The organism is Isachenkonia alkalipeptolytica (assembly GCF_009910325.1).
Lineage (GTDB): Bacteria > Bacillota > Clostridia > Peptostreptococcales > T1SED10-28 > Isachenkonia > Isachenkonia alkalipeptolytica.
The window spans coordinates 14,686-32,102 of the sequence record NZ_SUMG01000010.1; the positions used below are offsets into that span (position 1 = coordinate 14,686).

Annotated in this window: 18 protein-coding genes; 3 read left to right on the plus strand and 15 right to left on the minus strand. The window is 42.9% G+C overall.

The genetic code is table 11. The features are described from left to right. Positions 1-2: 2 nt before the first annotated feature. From istB to ISALK_RS09150, 7 genes are all read right to left on the minus strand, one after another. The gene (gene istB, locus ISALK_RS09120) at positions 3-767 is read right to left on the minus strand and encodes an IS21-like element helper ATPase IstB (RefSeq protein WP_160721473.1); all 765 of its coding nucleotides are present in this window, start codon (positions 765-767) and stop codon (positions 3-5) included. Beyond that, complete coding sequence (istA, locus tag ISALK_RS09125) at positions 764-2,245, minus strand: IS21 family transposase (RefSeq protein ID WP_160721475.1); 1,482 nt, start codon at positions 2,243-2,245, stop codon at positions 764-766. Before istA ends, istB begins: the two co-directional genes overlap by 4 nt. 617 nt (positions 2,246-2,862) lie before the next feature. Further along, positions 2,863-3,543 carry a hypothetical protein gene (locus ISALK_RS09130; RefSeq protein ID WP_160721477.1) on the minus strand — a complete coding sequence of 227 codons (681 nt, stop codon included), beginning with the start codon at positions 3,541-3,543 and terminating at the stop codon, positions 2,863-2,865. Positions 3,544-3,855: 312 nt separating this feature from the next. Continuing rightward, complete coding sequence (locus tag ISALK_RS09135; RefSeq protein WP_160721479.1) at positions 3,856-4,536, minus strand: 5'-methylthioadenosine/adenosylhomocysteine nucleosidase; 681 nt, start codon at positions 4,534-4,536, stop codon at positions 3,856-3,858. A gap of 134 nt (positions 4,537-4,670) precedes the next feature. Further along, positions 4,671-5,114 (minus strand): hypothetical protein, encoded by a 444-nt coding sequence (locus ISALK_RS09140; RefSeq protein WP_160721481.1) that lies wholly within the window; start codon positions 5,112-5,114, stop codon positions 4,671-4,673. Between the two features lie 174 nt (positions 5,115-5,288). Next, positions 5,289-5,672 (minus strand): DUF4181 domain-containing protein, encoded by a 384-nt coding sequence (locus ISALK_RS09145; RefSeq protein WP_160721483.1) that lies wholly within the window; start codon positions 5,670-5,672, stop codon positions 5,289-5,291. Positions 5,673-6,105: 433 nt separating this feature from the next. Further along, positions 6,106-8,385, minus strand: a complete 2,280-nt coding sequence (locus ISALK_RS09150) for a putative bifunctional diguanylate cyclase/phosphodiesterase (protein ID WP_160721485.1) — start codon at positions 8,383-8,385, stop codon at positions 6,106-6,108. A 579-nt stretch (positions 8,386-8,964) separates the two neighbouring features. Between ISALK_RS09150 and ISALK_RS09155 the strand changes: the two genes are divergently transcribed. Both ISALK_RS09155 and ISALK_RS09160 read left to right on the plus strand, forming a co-directional pair. Next, the gene (locus tag ISALK_RS09155; RefSeq protein ID WP_160721487.1) at positions 8,965-9,345 is read left to right on the plus strand and encodes an MATE family efflux transporter; all 381 of its coding nucleotides are present in this window, start codon (positions 8,965-8,967) and stop codon (positions 9,343-9,345) included. A 68-nt stretch (positions 9,346-9,413) separates the two neighbouring features. Next, positions 9,414-9,686, plus strand: a complete 273-nt coding sequence (locus tag ISALK_RS09160) for a metal-sensing transcriptional repressor (protein ID WP_201756880.1) — start codon at positions 9,414-9,416, stop codon at positions 9,684-9,686. A gap of 153 nt (positions 9,687-9,839) precedes the next feature. Here ISALK_RS09160 and ISALK_RS09165 read toward each other — a convergent pair whose 3' ends face one another. The 4 genes from ISALK_RS09165 to ISALK_RS09180 form a co-directional block, all read right to left on the minus strand. Continuing rightward, positions 9,840-10,406, minus strand: coding sequence for a M55 family metallopeptidase (locus ISALK_RS09165; RefSeq protein ID WP_160721634.1), 567 nt, complete (start codon positions 10,404-10,406; stop codon positions 9,840-9,842). Between the two features lie 6 nt (positions 10,407-10,412). Beyond that, positions 10,413-10,667, minus strand: a complete 255-nt coding sequence (locus ISALK_RS09170) for a hypothetical protein (RefSeq protein WP_160721491.1) — start codon at positions 10,665-10,667, stop codon at positions 10,413-10,415. A 61-nt stretch (positions 10,668-10,728) separates the two neighbouring features. Further along, positions 10,729-11,010 (minus strand): hypothetical protein, encoded by a 282-nt coding sequence (locus ISALK_RS15085; RefSeq protein WP_371723800.1) that lies wholly within the window; start codon positions 11,008-11,010, stop codon positions 10,729-10,731. Positions 11,011-11,024: 14 nt separating this feature from the next. After that, positions 11,025-11,633 (minus strand): histidine phosphatase family protein, encoded by a 609-nt coding sequence (locus ISALK_RS09180; protein WP_160721493.1) that lies wholly within the window; start codon positions 11,631-11,633, stop codon positions 11,025-11,027. Between the two features lie 323 nt (positions 11,634-11,956). Here ISALK_RS09180 and ISALK_RS09185 point away from each other — a divergent pair, with 323 nt between their 5' ends. Further along, positions 11,957-12,709, plus strand: coding sequence for an SDR family NAD(P)-dependent oxidoreductase (locus tag ISALK_RS09185; protein WP_160721495.1), 753 nt, complete (start codon positions 11,957-11,959; stop codon positions 12,707-12,709). Positions 12,710-12,754: 45 nt separating this feature from the next. Here the strand turns inward: ISALK_RS09185 and ISALK_RS09190 are convergent, their stop codons facing one another. From ISALK_RS09190 to ISALK_RS15360, 4 genes are all read right to left on the minus strand, one after another. Continuing rightward, positions 12,755-13,510: a class I SAM-dependent methyltransferase gene (locus ISALK_RS09190; protein WP_160721497.1), complete on the minus strand. Its 756-nt coding sequence runs from the start codon at positions 13,508-13,510 to the stop codon at positions 12,755-12,757. A 292-nt stretch (positions 13,511-13,802) separates the two neighbouring features. Continuing rightward, the gene (locus tag ISALK_RS09195) at positions 13,803-14,996 is read right to left on the minus strand and encodes an anaerobic nitric oxide reductase flavorubredoxin (RefSeq protein ID WP_160721499.1); all 1,194 of its coding nucleotides are present in this window, start codon (positions 14,994-14,996) and stop codon (positions 13,803-13,805) included. A 67-nt stretch (positions 14,997-15,063) separates the two neighbouring features. After that, the gene (gene ric / locus ISALK_RS09200) at positions 15,064-15,771 is read right to left on the minus strand and encodes an iron-sulfur cluster repair di-iron protein (protein WP_160721501.1); all 708 of its coding nucleotides are present in this window, start codon (positions 15,769-15,771) and stop codon (positions 15,064-15,066) included. Positions 15,772-15,977: 206 nt separating this feature from the next. Beyond that, the gene (locus ISALK_RS15360) at positions 15,978-17,375 is read right to left on the minus strand and encodes a methyl-accepting chemotaxis protein (RefSeq protein WP_160721503.1); all 1,398 of its coding nucleotides are present in this window, start codon (positions 17,373-17,375) and stop codon (positions 15,978-15,980) included. Between the last annotated feature and the right edge of the window lie 42 nt (positions 17,376-17,417).

Sequence of the window (17,417 nt, forward strand, 5' to 3'; positions counted from 1 at the left end):
TATCATTCACTCAGTTCTTTGGTTGTACCATTGGCATGCTCGCTCCGGTAAGAGGGGCCGTTCATATTCAATACATGGGAACGGAAGGTCAACCGATCAACCAGAGCAGAGACCATGGTTTCATTTTCAAATAGGGTAGTCCACTCTGAGAACTTTAAGTTCGTAGAAACCACTACACTTTGTTTTTCCGCTCGATCTGCGATCACCTTGAAAAGAAGTTCGGATTGATGGCGATTAAAAGTTAAATACGACATCTCATCAATAATGAGCAGGTCCGTTTTAGCCAACTGTTTTTCAAACTTCAAAATACGCTTATATTCCATTGCTTCGATGAGCTCATTCGATAGATTCGCTGCGGTACAGAAGCGTACATTCATGCCTTGCATACAGGCATTGATGCCCAAGGCGATGGAAAGATGGGTCTTGCCTCGACCCGTGTTGCCGATCATTACGATATTTTGTCGTTTACCAATAAAGTCACAGGTTGCCAGTTCACGAAATGCGCTTTCATTTACATGATCATAGCGATGGAGATCCAACTCATCAAAGGTTTTCTGATAAGGAAATTTAGCCGTTTTTATTTTTCTCTTTTGGCTACTTTCCATCCGGGAAGCAGCTTCCGTCTTTAACAGTTCGATTAAGAAATCTTCGAAACTCTGGTCCTTATCCATCTGTCTTATGACTTCTTCATAACGGTTAAAAGAGGGGACTCTGAGCTGTTTAGCATATAGTTCAATGGTTTGTTGGTGTAGTGTTGAATTTTTCATGATTCCAGCACCATCCCATACTTTTTGTCATAGTTCACAAGGTTTACCGGCTCCACCGGAACATCTTGCTTCATGGGGATTACCGTGAGCTTTTCCGATGGACAAAGATGCGCACGTATAAGATCTACTGTCGGGACAGTATAGCTCGGAATAGAGTCTTTAATCGATAGGATCCGATCTTCACCATGGTCGATACAAAGCCTTAATAACTTGACCATTTCTCGGTTACCACCGGGAAGTCTTTTTCCCCACTCCATAAGCTCCTGGCTGACATTTTGCTTTACCGGTTTAGCATTAAAGACGGAGCGTGGCTTTCTCTCTAAAAGGTCAATGTAGTGCTCAAGCTTGTATTGGGTTTCTCCCGCTTTGTAAGAACGTTTATAGCTTGCAATTTCATGATTTTGAAAGTGGATTTCAATGTGGTTTCCAAAACCTTTTACGGTTACCGGCTTTCTAAGGTACCTTGTTGGTACAGAGTAATAACTTTTTTCAAAGAAGGCCGTTGAGTAATCATCCACCCGGATGACGGCTGTTTTGCTGGTATCATAGTGAAAGATTGGCAAGGGGTTAAGGCTTGTTTGTTCCTGGGCGTACATGATTTTCACAGGATGTTCCCGCTTTTGAATTTTATGATTTTCCCGGTACCGAAGGCATTTCTCCCAAAGAAGGCGGTTCAGGGCTTCAATGTCGGTAATCGAAGGAAGTGGGACAAAGAAATTTTTCCTTGCATACCCGACAAGATTTTCCACCAACCCCTTCTCGTTACCCTTTCCGGGGTTACAGAAGTCGAGGTCGAAGGCACAGTGGGCACTGAAGGCGAGGTAGCGGTCCTGTGCTTTTGCATAAATCCCGAAGCCTTCTTTTACAGCAACCTTAGCATTATCAAAGATGGCTCGTCTCGTGACACCGCCAAAGAAGGTAAACATTCGCTGTTGTGCTTCGAGAAAGGATTCTTCATTGGCTGCAAAGAAAGCTTGGACAAAGATATCGCAACTATAACATAGTCTTCCACAAAAGATATGTAGCTTCACTTTTTTCTTGTTATAGTAAAGGGTTACTTCGCCCCAGTCAATTTGAACCGCTTCACCTGGTTCATAGGATAAGGGAACACTACTTTGATGTGGAACACTTTGGGCTTTTCGTAAGTCTCGAACGACCTTTCGAATCGTGGATTCTCCACCGGCAAAGTCTTTCTCATCCACTAATCGGTCAAAGATTTTTTTACTTGTGTGGGTTTGCTTTCGAACTTTTTCTTCTTCATCATGTTTAAAGCATTCGAGAATGATTTCAATCACTTCGTCAGTGATTAGTGTTGGTTCCCGCTCATAGGACTTTCTTGTCCCGGGATGCGCTGCGCCTTCGCAGTACTTTTTTACTGTTTGACGAGCGACTCCTAAGCTTCTTGCAATTGAACGCTCGGATTCACCACTCAAGTATCGCTGTCTGATTTCTTTGTATACATCCATTTCTACCTTCACACCTTTCAACCTCCCATAAATGATTTGATATCATTTTACAGGATTATTGGATTTGGTGGTAAAGAAATTCAGTAGCGAAATAGCTTTTAGTGGTACACTTTTACAATATCATTTACAGCGGAATATCGGTACTCTGTCGCCGGAACAGCGGTACTGTATCACCGGACAGGCGGTACAGTTAAGTCCGGATTACCCAATAGATACATTATAGAGTTTTTCCACGAAGCGGCATAGTACTTCGTGATAGTGGGTCAGTTCCACCGTGAAGGTGGATCAATTTGACCGTGACAGTGGATCGATTTTAGTGAAATATTCATTAAGTCCGGATTACCCAGCCACAACAGTGGCTCTCTAATGAATATGGTGGGTCAAAATTTTGTACTTGCCGGGTCAAACAAAAGAATTCAATGGGTCAATTTCGATGAAATACTCACCGGGTATGTGTCCTATGTTTTACGCTTACAATATAAAAACAGCATAAGAAGACTTTTCAACTCCCTATGCTGCATTATTATATTTATTCTGTTTTATCATTCATCATCATAAAAATAGTTCACCAACACTACTTGACAAAGAGCCTTATATTTTTGCCTTTTACATGGTTCTTAGAAAACGATCTAGTACTCAATATTTAAGTTTATGTACGGCACTATAAACTCATCAAATTCTATTCCTCCATGTTCTCCGATATATTTGTTATCTTTGTTTAGAGCCTTCCCTTTACATGGTATTATTAAATATTTGTTATCTAAAACCATCTCATGTATATTTTCAACTACATTTCCACCATTATTATAATCTACTATCATTTTTATTATGTTTGCACTCTTGAGTTTTAATAAAGCCTCAATAATACCTGTCTTGAAAGTTGCAATTTCTATAAAAACAGCTCTGCTTCCACCTTTTTTTATAATATAATCATTATTCCCAATTTCATTAATATGGAAATAACGATTTATGTCAAAATATTCTATTTGTGTCGAATTGCCTATAATATAAGAATTCATATTTGCATGCATTCCATGATCAGCTGATATGAAAATTTCTGCTTCAGGATTTACACACAAAAACTTAGTTATAGCCACAAAATAGCTATGCAATCTATCCAGTACTTTTCTTGGCCCTTTTTTATGACCTCCAGGTGAAAATATATCTTCGTCTACATCACTTTTATGAAGCTTACCATCTACGCTTAACCATATAATTCCCAAATCTTTTTCTTCATTTTTTACGCTTCTCCATAATTCCTCTAAACTACTTTTAACTTTTTCTTCAGTTAATAATTCTGCATGATTCATGATTTCAGGCTGTAACTTTCTTAAATTAGGTGCATGGAAAATACTATATAATTTAGTGGATATTACTCTTCCAATATTCTCTGTTGAAATATTCTCGAATATTTTAGTATGTGTATATTTTGTAGCAGTGGGTAAAGTTGAAAAGGCTGGTTCATAATTATTAAACCAGCTATTATAAGTAATACAGGAATACCACCCATAGTTAAAACCTCCTTTAAATCAGTACTTCTTGTTATATATTGCGAAAGATTTCTTCCCCTCCGGGATTTATCGTAATTTGTGATAATCTTTTTTGTATATCGGTTAATTTGCTTAATATAATTGACGTATCATTTCTTTCACAAGATTAGCAGATTTATGTGCTGCTAGTTCTTCGAATTCAGTATAATCTTCAGTACTTGCTTCATTCGATAAATCAGAAATACAGCGAATAACTAAAAAAGGAACTTGGTTTACAAAAGCGGTATGTGCTATGGCTGCTCCTTCCATCTCTACGCAAGTTGCCTTGTAAATTTGATGAAACTCTCTTTTTCTCCTAGTATCTGATATAAAGTCTTCACCTGATACAATTGTTCCAATATGATAATCTAAATTATTGGATTTTGAAATTTTAGTTGCCAGGTCAATTAAATTAGCATCCGCTTCAAAAAACTCCTGATTTGGAAAACAACTTATCATTTGTGTTCTACGCACATCATAGTAGGTTAGCTGTTTAGATAATACTATAGAAAGATGATTAATATCATCAGAAAGCCCTCCAGCAATGCCTGTATTGATTATTTTATCAACTGAATATTTATCAATTAAAATCTGCGTATAAATAGCAGCATTTACTTTGCCAATTCCGCATACCACTAAAACAACTTCAATATCATTAATTTTGCCTACATAATAATCTAAACCTGCATGTGTTTCAATAAAACAATTTTCCAAATCATTTTTAATAATCTCTGTCTCTACTGGCATAGCGCCAATAATCCCAACTTTTTTCATTTCAGCGACTCCTCCTAATATTAAAAATCCTTACGATCTAGATGACAGCGGGACGGAGTTTTTGTCATCCCGCTGTGGGAAAAGGCTTTGTGGCACTTCAAAATCCAGCAGGCTGGGTTTTATGCTTCGCTAGTCTACAGCGGGCCCATGTTTTTTCCCGTATTTTCATCCTCTGACTTTTGTTCCTTATCCTTTTTCTTTTCCTTTTCCTCCTTTTCCTCATCTACTTCCGTCAATATCCACTGATTCTCCTCGGTAACCTCTTCAACCCTTTTTATAATCTTTTTCATCAAATTCTTCTCCGCACCAAGGGTCACCGTAACCCCTCCACTGCCGCCGCCGAGAAGGATGTTGATTCTGCATTCATTATCCGCCCTTCGGTGCATGGTGATCGTCGCAAAGATCCGGGACTTGTTTCGGTAATAATATTTTTCCCCGTAAATAATGTAAAGATTATCCCCGGACAAAATGGACTTTGCGGGCCCGTCAAAAAACCTTTCCTCGGCAAACCTTTCGGTCAGTAACCGGTAAATATTTTTGCCGTTTTCGCATTCGATGATAAGTTGTTTACTTTCCATTGTTGTGCCTCCTTATGTGCCTTGGGGACGTCCCCTTGGCTTTGGCTCCGATTTTAAGGTTCTTATGCCCTGGGGATATGCCCTGGGGACGTTTTGTTTGCCATTAAACAAGGTCGCAATAAACCTCCCGTCATATGCTGGACTTGTATGCTTGTTTTTTCAGTACTTACACCTCTAAAATATCACAGTCTGTAGGGTCCTAAAGATTGCTAAAAACAAGAGAAAAATTGAATTCAGTATGCTTAATTTATGTCTATTCGATTTTTCTTCATATTTCCTTTCAAAATAAGCGCGCAGTCCTTGCATGATAGCTCCTGCTACTAGAATAAATTCAAACCAATAGGGCTGAGGATTGACGATCATAATTCCATAGAGTATAGCGATTAATAGTAAAGTAACAATCATCACCAGGAGCTTGTCTGTAATAGTCAGTGACCTATACAATTTTATCTTTCCTTCAATGTTATTGTTTTTCCTGATTTTTGCCGCTTGACTCAAATAAAAACCAATCCCTTCAAATAAAACAATTACCGAGCCAACAAATTCTACAGTGTGCATATAAACCTCCCTGTGTAAAAAATTTAAAGCTTTGAACTATTACTTTTTTCTAAAGATGGTCCTTGGGGCGTTTGGCTGATCATGTTCCGTTACCGACACCAGTTATGGGTATGCTCTACTTATGGCAAACAAAACGTCCCCTTGGCTTGCATGCTCTACTTATGGCAAACAAAACGTCCCTGTGGCTCCTCCCCGTGGCTCCACGGCTTGTGCCCGTGGCTTGCAAAACGTCCCCCTGGCTTCAGTGGCTTTACAGTATTATTCTACAAAACCCTCTTCAAACCCTTTATTTTTCCTAAATTCACCCCAAAAACTCTTCGACTTTTTTGCATAAAAAAACCTCTTTATATCCAACCGCAAATTGCAGTTGGAATAAATGAGATTTTGAACACTGAAAACAATAAACAAAAATAACTGACCAACCAAAGGTCAACTAATCCTGACGGTAGTTTTGGAATCCTGGTACTGCTATGGCTTCATTCTCCCAAAGAAGTTCTTCAAAGACTTTCGGTGCTATAGGTTTCGAAAAAAGATATCCCTGACCCATACTACAGTTGCTTTCCAGCAACCGGTTATACTGGTTCTCATTTTCGATGCCTTCCGCTACCACATTCAAATCCAGTGCCTTTCCCATATTGATAATGGTGTTGATCATGACCTGCTGTTTTTTATCATGAATTTTTGCAATAAAGGACTTATCCAGCTTTATGGTATTAATTGGCAGTTCCTGAATCACGTATAAGGAAGAGTATCCCGTTCCAAAATCATCGATGGAGATGCCAACCCCCAAGTCACTGATTTGGTGAAGGAGCTCCACATTTTTATTCGTATTCTGCATGATGCTTTCAGTGATCTCGATCTCTAAAAGACCGGGATCCAGTTGTGAGTTTTCCAGTTCTTCTTTTATAATGCTAAGCAAATTCCCCTGCTGAAATTGTCTTACGGATACATTAACGGAAACCGTCATGGAGGGAAGCCCCTTTTCCTTCCATATTTTATTTTGTTTACATGCGGTCCGAAGCACCCACTGGCCAATCCTTACAATGCTTCCGGTCTCCTCGGCGATGGGAATAAACTCTGCCGGCGATACCCAACCCAACTCCGGGTGGTGCCATCGAAGCAGGGCCTCCATTCCCACAATCTCCTTCGTATCCAAGGCCACCTTCGGCTGATAGCAGAGGGTAAACTGATTCTTCTCAATCCCTTTTCTTAAACTATTTTCAATTTTCATCTTTCGTACCATGGTCCGGTTTAGGGCGTCATCATAAAATCGATAATTGTTCCGTCCGCTGTCCTTTGCAAGATACATGGCGGCGTCGGCATACTTGAACAAATCGTTCACCGTTTCTCCGTGTTTGGGATACAGACTGATCCCGACGCTGGCGGTAACGAGGATTTCATGTTCCTGAACAAAAAACGGTTTTTGAAATCGACGTAGCAAGCGTTCCGCTACCGCGATGCATTTTTTTTCCGATGCCTCGGCATAAACAACGGCAAACTCATCCCCGCCCAAACGAAACAACTGCATATCGGGAGTAATGAACTCCCGTAAATAAGCCGCTGTTTTTACCAGAATGTGATCTCCGGTTTGATGGCCTAAGGTATCGTTTACCACTTTAAATCGGTCCAAATCCATCAATAATAAACCTACCGCCCGGTTTTCAGGCTGATTGATCTGATGCTTCAGTTGACGCCTAAAGCTCGTTCGGTTACTGAGCCCTGTAAGGGAGTCGTGATGAGCTAAAAACCGATATTCATCGATTAATTTATTATTTTCCTTTAGTACATACCGTTGTCGTATAATAATCATGATCAAGATTAGGGAAAGTCCGAAACTCAGGGCATTGATTTCCCAATTGTAACTATAGAAAACCAGCACTAGTAAAATTGTCGTACTGATGTAGGGTATGGTGGTTTCCCTTTTTTCAAAGTTTCTTTTAATACTGGCCCTGGAGACTTCACGGGAGTTCCTTGCATAAAAACCGCCAAAACCGACCAACCATATGGCGCTCAGCCATAACAAACCCACCGGATGTCCGGAATAGTAGCCCCCCATCATATTTAAATAACCATAATAGGAGTCCGCAGCAATATGTATAAACAGTCCACCCAAAACCAGAAGTAAAGGGGTTTCTTCTTTTTTCTTATATATCAGGTAGTAAAGAATTATAATGGCAAAGAGCATACTTAATTCCAGTACAGGCAATACTAAAGACATAAACCAGTTCAGTAGCGCTTGCTCGGAAAATGTAAAGATCGGTTCGATCAAAAAGTGTATCTTAATGGAAGCCATGGTGATCATAAAGACCACAACATTAAAAACATAGGACCGGTTAAACCTGCTGGTAACCGTAATTTTGATTCGGCTGATTAGGGAATGTAAAAAAAACAAATAGGCCCCAATCCAAAAGAAGTATGCGGCATCGGAAAACAGGAGTACATCCTCCGTAAATCCATAAATAATCCAAAGGACATTTCCAATAAGGTATGCTGCCACCCCGAATCGTAACAGTACCCAAAGTTTTCTATGTTCATTAGTGACCCTTTCACAGGCCTTATGTAAAAATATTAAAGCGAAAACTAAACCAAGGATTTGCAACAGGTTTAATGCTAACATCAATACCGTCGGACTTCCTTGAAATAAAAACTTACTCCCGTAAAAAAGCATGGTATTCACTGCGAGGATTGTCACTATCATTTTTTTGATTTTCAAAGGCATCACCTCTTTTCAAACCTTGCATGTTAACTATTTTAAAATCAAGCACTTTTTTTATTTTTCTTATCTCTCTATCCTATTATCCAACCTGACATTTGTCAACAAATTTCGACAATTTATAAGGATCAGCATGTCGCTTTTTTTAACCGCAATGCCGAGAAGTCTCCCTCCTCTTAGCCTTCCTTACTCAAAAAGTGAGCGCGTAGGTGGGAGATGAATCGGTGGTTTTGTTCTTGCAAAAAGGGGTATACTAAATATGTCAGCAATGTTGCACATCGAAAACTGAATATATGAGGTTGCAGAGAGAAATCGGTGTATTCTGAATGCGACAACCAAGCGATGATTACACTCCTTCTCTGTGTAAAATATTCAAGGTAATGAGTTAGCTTATTTGCTGACACATGAACCGTGGGACACGCGGGGATAGCTCGCTTATGCTGTAGTCGGTAGACTACTCGAACGAGAAGCCCCCACTTCTATAAGTGGTGGGAGTATGTCACAGACTGGAAACTGAACCGTAAGATGTTTAAAACCCTGACAAAAATCAATATCCACGCAGCGGTGTAACGGCTGATTATGCCCTCGGGACAACTAATCTACGGCGGGGTGTACTACATTTTCGCTCCCTTTTTAGCAGGCCTCTTTTCCGAGGACCCGGCAGTCATTGACCAGGTGGTCCGGGTGCTTGGAATCATTGCGCTGTTTCAACCCTTTTTAGCCATCACCCTGGTTATCACCGCCGCGCTGCAAGGGGCCGGGGATACGAAGTTTCCCATGTATTCCTCCCTATTAGGGATTTGGGGCGTCCGGGTGGTAAGGGTTTACATCTTAAGTATTCGGATGGACTACGGCCTGATCGGGGTTTGGACCGTCTACGCCGTTGATATTACCCTTCGGGGCATTATTTTAATGATTCGTTTTTTAAAAGGAAAATGGAAAGATATTGAAATCGACTAAGGACATATTCGAGTGCCGATGCAGGCGAAAGGTGAAAAATCGAATAACAATAACAGGAGATGATTTTCATGGAGAAACATAGCCATCCCAATCAAAAGCAGCTGATTAACCGGATGTCCCGGGTTGTGGGCCATGCAGAGTCCGTAAAACGGATGCTGGAAGAGGAACAGGAATGCAGTGATATTTTAATCCAGATCACCGCGGTAAAATCCGCCTTAAACAACGTGGGAAAACTGGTGTTAAAGGACCATATGAACCACTGCATCGTGGACGCCGTAAAAAATGATAATCCGGAAGCCATAGAAAAACTGGATGAGGCCATCGACAAGTTTATGAAGTAAGAAGGCAGGAGGAGAGCTGGACAGAGGACAGGGGGAAAGAGTAACTGTCCTCTCTGCTTCCGCAATTAGCAGTCACAATTAATGAGGCCTTCACCGGTTACTGTTATGTCTGGATAAATCCTGAAAAACGGCTTTTACCTAAGTGCAACATCCTTACTTTTGCTTTGTATCGACTTCATCAACCCGAATGTGGTTTCGTACATAATTGAATAATTCCCATCCTATTTCTATACTGGGGGCTTCCCAAATGGCATCTTTTTTAGTAAACTCTCCTTTCCAGGATATCTCTTTGGGTTCCTGGAAGTAGTAATTTTTACATAATTCCAACTTGAAAGTATATGGGGCTTGGAATACTACGCCTTCTGATTTCTTCGAATTCTTCAACGCCTCCAATACCCCATCTTTTATGATTGCATAGGTTTCTTCCACTCCCGGTTCCCAGCCTTGGGATTTATCTTTAACGGAAATATGCTTTACTTTCTCTGATAATTCCTTTGCTTCCTTCCTCGATGCTTCACAGCCGATATTGGCAATATACTTGACTCCCTGGAAATTCAAAACTGCCATACCTATTTCTGCGATATGCATGTCATTGAACCATAATCCTTTAATCGGTGGGGATTGAATGGTATGAGGGAAATAGGCATTTTCTTCTCCATTTCTTGCATGCTGTCCTACTGTTATCAGCCCAAAAGGTTTGGTTTTAGCCTGTCCCCTTATCTAAATTTACTCACAGGCTCTTTTCAATAGACTTTTTACGGGAACATAAAGGGCTAAGGCTGCAATCATTACTCCCATACTTACTGCCGGGGAATAAATGCCTCCTGCAATGTATATATCCGTGGGTCCCTCTGCGCCCCCTATGATGCTCATACTTGAAGGTTCATTAAGCCGGTCGGTAAGCATCACCAGTAGAAAAGAGGTCATCACACACAAGATGAAATGTTTCCCGAAGTTCCAATTGTTTAAAAATTTTTTCATAAAATATCCTCCTCTTATGTATTTTAAGCATGTACGGATAGTGAATAAGAACATCATACCATTAATTATACTTCAGTTCAATAATTCGAAAAAAATACAGATAAAAACCAAGATACTCAAGGGGAGGTACCGGAGATCTAGTAACCAGGAACCAGGAACCATAAGGACCTGGCTTCACTGCATCTTCCAAGAGCTCTTCTATTTTTGCTAACTTGTCATATAGTTCAGCTTTAGCTACTTGCTTCTCATAAGTTTCCATGCTCATTACAGCCATATCACCATAGCTATTTTTTGTAATAAAGATCGGCTCTTTATTCCCATGGCATAGTTTTGAAATTTCCAATATCATTCCACCAACTACAATAATTCACTTAAATGCTCCAATCGATTAATGTATTCAATATCGCATTTATCTTCTTTTAAAATAAACTTATGTATGGATGTATCTCCACAACGGATGGATTGTTCCGTTTGCATAGAGAGGTTAAGCAGTGACCGGTAAAGCATATTGATCATCCCGCCATGGGAGATGATACATAGTTGTGCATCCTTCGGATACTCCTCTTTCAATTCAGACAAAAACGTCTCTGCCCGAGCTCGAAAATTGATCATGGATTCCGTACCCCCATTGGTATGGTGGGGTTTCCTGCCGCCCTTTGGTAAGGGATATTTTTTGGCTGCTTCTTCCCGGGGGAGTCCTGCTAATAAACCGTTATCCCATTCCATTAATTCCTCCGCTAAAATGATAGGTTTACCCGTCTCCTTACTAATAAACTGCGCCGTCTCTTTTGCTCTTTTCAGTGGACTGGATAACAGGAAATCAAAATCTTCCTTTGCTGCAAGCCACTTGCTAAGTAGTCGAGCTTGCCCTTTTCCCCTGTCCGTCAGGGAAAAATCCGCTCTCCCCTCATGTACTTTTAGGAGATCGGCCTCCGACTCCCCATGCCTGATCAAAATCAATTTCATTTTATCACCTCTCTATACTATTCTACAAAACCCTCTTCAAATCCTTTAGGTCAATAACCGGTAAAAACTTTTGCCGTTATCGCATTCGATTACAAGTTGTTTTCTTTCCATTGTTGTGCCTTCTTATGTGCCCTGGGGACGTCCCCGTGGCTTTGGCTCCGATTTTAAGGTTCTTATAATTTATTCGATATCCATATGGTTTTTCCTGCTTATTCCAAACACTTTTTGTCGATTGAACCGTACTTTTCCTGTTTTTTGGGTACCTATCAAAGTAAGAAGGGAAAGGGAGAAGATGCTATTATTTATCGAAAGGACGGATGTATATGAATCTGAAGAATGCCAACATCGTACTGACCGGGGCCTCCTCGGGGATCGGAAAGGAACTGCTGGACAGGCTGATGGAATATGACTGTACCATCGTTGCCACGGCTCGCACCATGGAGGAAGTAGAAGCTCCGGAGCGGAAAAATGTTTATTTTAAGAATTTTGATCTGAAGCATCCAAGCGAGATCGACGGACTGTTTGACTACGCCTTCGAAAAGATGGGAAGGATCGATCTTTTTATTGCCAATGCGGGCTTTATGTATTATGAGAAGATTGATTCCCCGGACTACGAACATATTGAAGAGATTTTTCGGGTTAATACCACCGGTGCCATTTATGCCGCGGTAAAAATGAAGGAAATCTGTGGGGACCGTCCCTATAACTTCGTCGCCGTCAGCAGCGGCTTCGGCTTCATCTCCTATCCCGGATACGCCCTGTACTGCAGTACCAAAGCCGCCCTTCGGGGCTTCGGCCAGGGGTATAAGTATGAACTGAAGCCGAACCAGCACTACCAAAGCGTCTATCCCATTGCGGTAAAAACCGACTTTTTCAGGAAAGCCGGCTGCGATGCTCCGCCTAAGCCTCAACAATCGGTAAAGCATGTGGCAAAAACCATTCTCCGGGGAATTGAAAAGGATAAAGGGGAGATTTACCCCTCCAAAAGCTTTTGGTTTATGAAAACCTTTATGCCCTATCTACTAAACCTGGGGGTGCTGATGGAAAAGCGGAAGTTTCGAAAGAATCTTCCCTAAAAGTTATTCTCAGAATCAGCATCTACTCCCCCCACTTTTTTAGCCTTACCGAAGAAGCATGGTAACCCCGGTGATATCATTTTCCAGCTCGTCGCACTCCGCCTGCTGACTCTTTACATAGTCCTGAAACATCCGGGACTTCTCCGGATACTTGACCTTCAGCTCTTCCGCTCTTTTTACAATACAGGCCTGCTGCTGACGGTTAAGGGCTTTCAGCTCCCCGGGATCCATGGTTTTTTCCCCCAGCAGTTCCACCCCGGCATGGCGGAAAAACTCCAGCCACTGGGCTTTGGTGTAGTACTCCCCGTGAGAACCTTCCTTTCCGTAGGCGTCATCAAGGATCAGGTACCCCTTTTCGGTAAGGGTCTTCTTTAAAGCGGCCAGGGTTTCTTTCGGCGTGCCTAACACATCCCCGGCGGCGCCGAAGATTACCATATCATAGTTCCGTTCCCTACTGACGGCCTCGTGCACATCGCCGGTTACAAACTCACATAATGCCTCGGTCTGATGCTCCGCCGCCTTTTTTTTGGCCTCGGCAATGAAGGCCGCCATCATATCGATCCCCTTTACCGGGCAACCGAAGGCTTTGGCAAGATGTACGGCGACGGCCCCTTTGCCGCAGGCAAGGTCCAACACCCTTTTTTTCCCGGGATTCGGCACATGGGTGGTGATCAGCTCCATAATATCCCGTGGGGAAGAACCCAGCTCCCAAAGGTCCTGGAGCAGATAGGGCAGGTAGGGAATCAATTCCACCGATTCCGCCGTTAAAGATTTCGCCAGTTTTTCATCGGTTGAGGTCATTTGAAAATCCTCCTTTCCTCAATTCCTGCTTTGACATATCCTGTTTCACCGCTTCATTTTTTCACGCTGTTCTCTACTTGTTATATTCGCCGTCCACCGGGTTTTTCCCTGCTTATCTCACAAAAAAAAGGCCCCGTTAGTTTACCTAACAGGGCCCGATTACAGCGTTGACAGTAGCACGGAGTTTAGGATGACAGCGGGACGGAGTTTCTGTCATCTTTTCCCGCAAATTTCCATTTTTACATCCTATAAGATTCGGTTCACACAAGTGGCAAGAAAGGTTTCCCGGTTTTTATCGCTGAAGATGCTTTACAAACTCCCCGCCAAAGGCAATTCCTTCCTCCAGGGCGGCTTGATCCGGGGTCCATAAAACCCTGTAGCCCTCTTGCATCACGTCAAAGCCCGCATCTTCCAAGGCCTTTTCAATGATTTTCGGCGACTCGCCGCTCCAACCGTAGCTGCCGAAGGCGGCGCCGGCTTTTCCTTTGAATTTCAGCCCCTTGATCATCTCCAAGAGCCCTGCGGTATTGGACAGGATCCCGTTGTTGATGGTAGAAGAGCCCATCACCACCCCTTTGGATTTAAAGACCTGGGTGAGCACATCGTTTTTGTCGGTTTTCCCCAGGTTGATCAGTTTCAGTTTTACCCCGGGATCCGCCGCTAACATTCTTTCACCGATGGCCTCCGCCATTTTCCTGGTGTTTTCCCACATGGTTTCATACAAAATGGTGATTTGATTTTCCCGGTAATCCCGGGCCCATTCCATATACTTCTCCACAATCTGCAGGGGGTTTTCCTTCCAGATCACCCCGTGACTGGGACAAATCATATCCACCGGAATCCCCATTGCCAGCAGTTCGTTGATTTTGTTCTCCACCAGCTTGCTAAAGGGGGTTAGAATGTTGGCGTAGTACTTTATCGCCTCCTGGAACAGCTCTCCCTGGTCCACGGTATCGTTGTACATTTCGCTGGAGGCGTAGTGCTGGCCGAAGGCATCGTTGCTGAACAAAATGTTGTCCTGGTCCATATAGGTCATCATGCTGTCGGGCCAGTGCAGCATTCTCGCTTCCACAAAGGTCAGGGTTCTTGTGCCGAGGCTCAGGGTATCCCCGGTTTTAACCTGAACGAAATTCCAGTCTTGATGAAATTGGCCCTTTAAGGACTTGACGGCGTTGGCGGTGCAATAAATGGGGGTATCGGGGATCTCCTTCATCAAATCCACCAGCCCTCCGCTATGGTCGATCTCCCCGTGATTCAAAATAATATAATCGATTTTTCTCAGATCTATTTCCTTTTTCAGATTTTGAACGAAGGCTTCACTGAAGGGGGCCCATACGGTATCGATCAGGGCGGTTTTTTCGTCCTCGATTAAATAAGAGTTGTAGGAGGAGCCCCGGTGGGCCGAGTACTCTTCTCCGTGAAACTTTCTAAGATCCCAGTCAATATTGCCTACCCATTTTACATGCTCATTGATTTTAAATCCCATGATTTAACCTCCTTAGTATTTCTCATTTCCGGCTTTTTCCAACTTTTCCCGCCCTTACAAGGCTTTTTTAAAGTTTAAACAGCATGTTGTTCTCCAGATGAATGTGTTGAAACAGATCTTTTTCCAGTTCCTCCAGCTTCTCAAAGGCGAAGACGAAGGTGTTGCAGGCCCCGGCGGGTACGGTAAATCCCTTGGTTTTCCGTCTCAGATCCTTTAGAATATCCCCGGCGGCGTCATGCTCCTGTTCCAACTCCTGTATCGTGGTCTCCATGGCGGCTTTATCCAGTCTCCCCTGCTCATATTCCCTCATCTTGGGAAACAGGTCGGTCTCCTCCTTTTCCAAGTGGGCTTCCAGTTCTTTTTTCAGGGCGTTAAAACTTTCCTTTACAAAGTGCAGCATCTGATAGTGGTTCTCCCCGTGGACCCGGAAAATGGTGTCCGTTAGGCTTTGGATCCGGGGAAGGTTGGCCCGAAGATATTCGTGGTGGGTCTGAATGATATGATCCATCAGTTCCCCTTTGGACAGTCGCCCAAAATCTTCAATGGTCTTTCCCGCTTTCACGTCCCGTCGGTATTTTTCCCGGATGGTTTCCAGCACCTCATCGACGTTGTGGTTTTCCTCTTTTAGAGCCTCTCCAAGGGGTCTATTGCCGCCGCAGCAAAAGTCAATTTCCAAATCCATAAAGATATTAATCGCTCCGGGATAAATTCCTGCCACCTGGCCCAGGCTCATGTTCTTATCCAGTTCTTTTATTTCCAGCTTACTATTATTCATGATCCAACACTCCTTTGATCTTATTTTTTCTTGGCTTCCATCGTCTTTTATGCGGTCATTCCTGATTGCTTAACCCCATTATAGACCTTCTAAAAATTTCTTGCTGTGATTTGAATCACAGGGGATCAAAAGATGTAAACCAAATAAACCAAAGGGGACGGAGGTATTCGGTACATGATCTACCGAATACCTCCGTCCCCTTTGGTTTATGCAATTTCAGCTATGATCTTGTCGATGATTCCGTACACCTGCCGGGAGGCCTCTTTCGCTTCTTCGTACTTATCTTTGGCCAAATGGAAGTTTTCGGCTTTGATATCCTGAAGAATTTTGCCGCCGATATTGTGGAGATTTTCATGGTGCTGATCGATCTTTTGCCACAGGGCGGCCACCCGGGGGTCCTCCACCTGTATGGAGTGGTAGAAGTGACCGAATCCGCAGCGGCTGCTGTCGATTTGCAGAGGCATGATCTGATCATTTTCCACGGCTTCCGCCAGGGTTTGCATCCAGGTTTCGTGCTGGGCCTTGGCATTTTTCAGGAGGCGTACCAGTTCCTCCGAGGTAATTTTACTCTGATAGCCCATAAAGGTTTCATAGTACTTTGTATTGTTCTCGATGAATTTCGTATCGCTGTGATGGATGGTTTCTTTCACCGTGTTCAAGCTATTGGTGGTTTTATCCAGGGTATGGGTGAGGGCTGTAATTTTTTCCGTCTCCTCCGCCAGGGCGTTGACCGCATGGTTGACCTCGGAGGTGGAGCTGCTGATTTCCTGGAAGGAGGCCATAAAGGTTTCCATGTCGCTTTTGATGTCGGATACCTCGTTGAAATTGTTCTCGATCAGGTTTTTGATTTTTCCCGAGGCCTTGGGGATCTCCTCCATGGATGTGTTGGTTTCTTCAATGCTTTTTAGGCTCTCCGCCGAGGTCTCTTCGATTTCCTTTCGAAAAACCTGAAACTCGGAAAGACTGCTTTTGGTGTTTTCCGCAAGCTTTCGAATCTCCTCGGAGACCACCGCAAATCCTTTACCCGCCTCCCCGGCCCTGGCGGCTTCAATACTGGCGTTTAAGGCGAGAAGATTGGTTTGGTCCGCGATGTTTTCAATGACTTCGATAATACTGCCGATTTCGTTCATTTTACTCAGCAGGTCCTTCAGATTTTTATTGACCGCCTCATTGCCCTTGGTCACCTTGCCGCAGACCTGACCCATGGCATCCACGCTTTCCGTATTTTCTTCGTTGTTTTCCACAATTTTGTCGATATGTAGTAAAATTTCCTCGGCGGTTTTTACGTTATCCTCGATGGCATTGTTGATTTCGTTCATGGATGCCGTGGTCTGCTGGGAAAAGGCGGAGGTGGATTCCGTCTGGGTTTCCAGTTTTTTCATCATCTCCTCGATTTCTTCAATGGTGTAGGTAATATCCACTTCGATATTGCCCAGGGACGCACTCAGTCCGATGGTGTCCAGAAGATACTGTTTGGCCTCTTCCCGAAGTCCCTTTAAATGTTCCAGTTTCCCTCCAAGGGGTTTCAGTTCCTCAATGGAGGGGCTGAAATCCTCTTTTTCTAGTAGTGCCTGTATTTCGCGTTTATATCTGGTCTTGATCATTAATAATCCTCCTAGTTGAATGTTGTTTTCGTTGTCACCTAG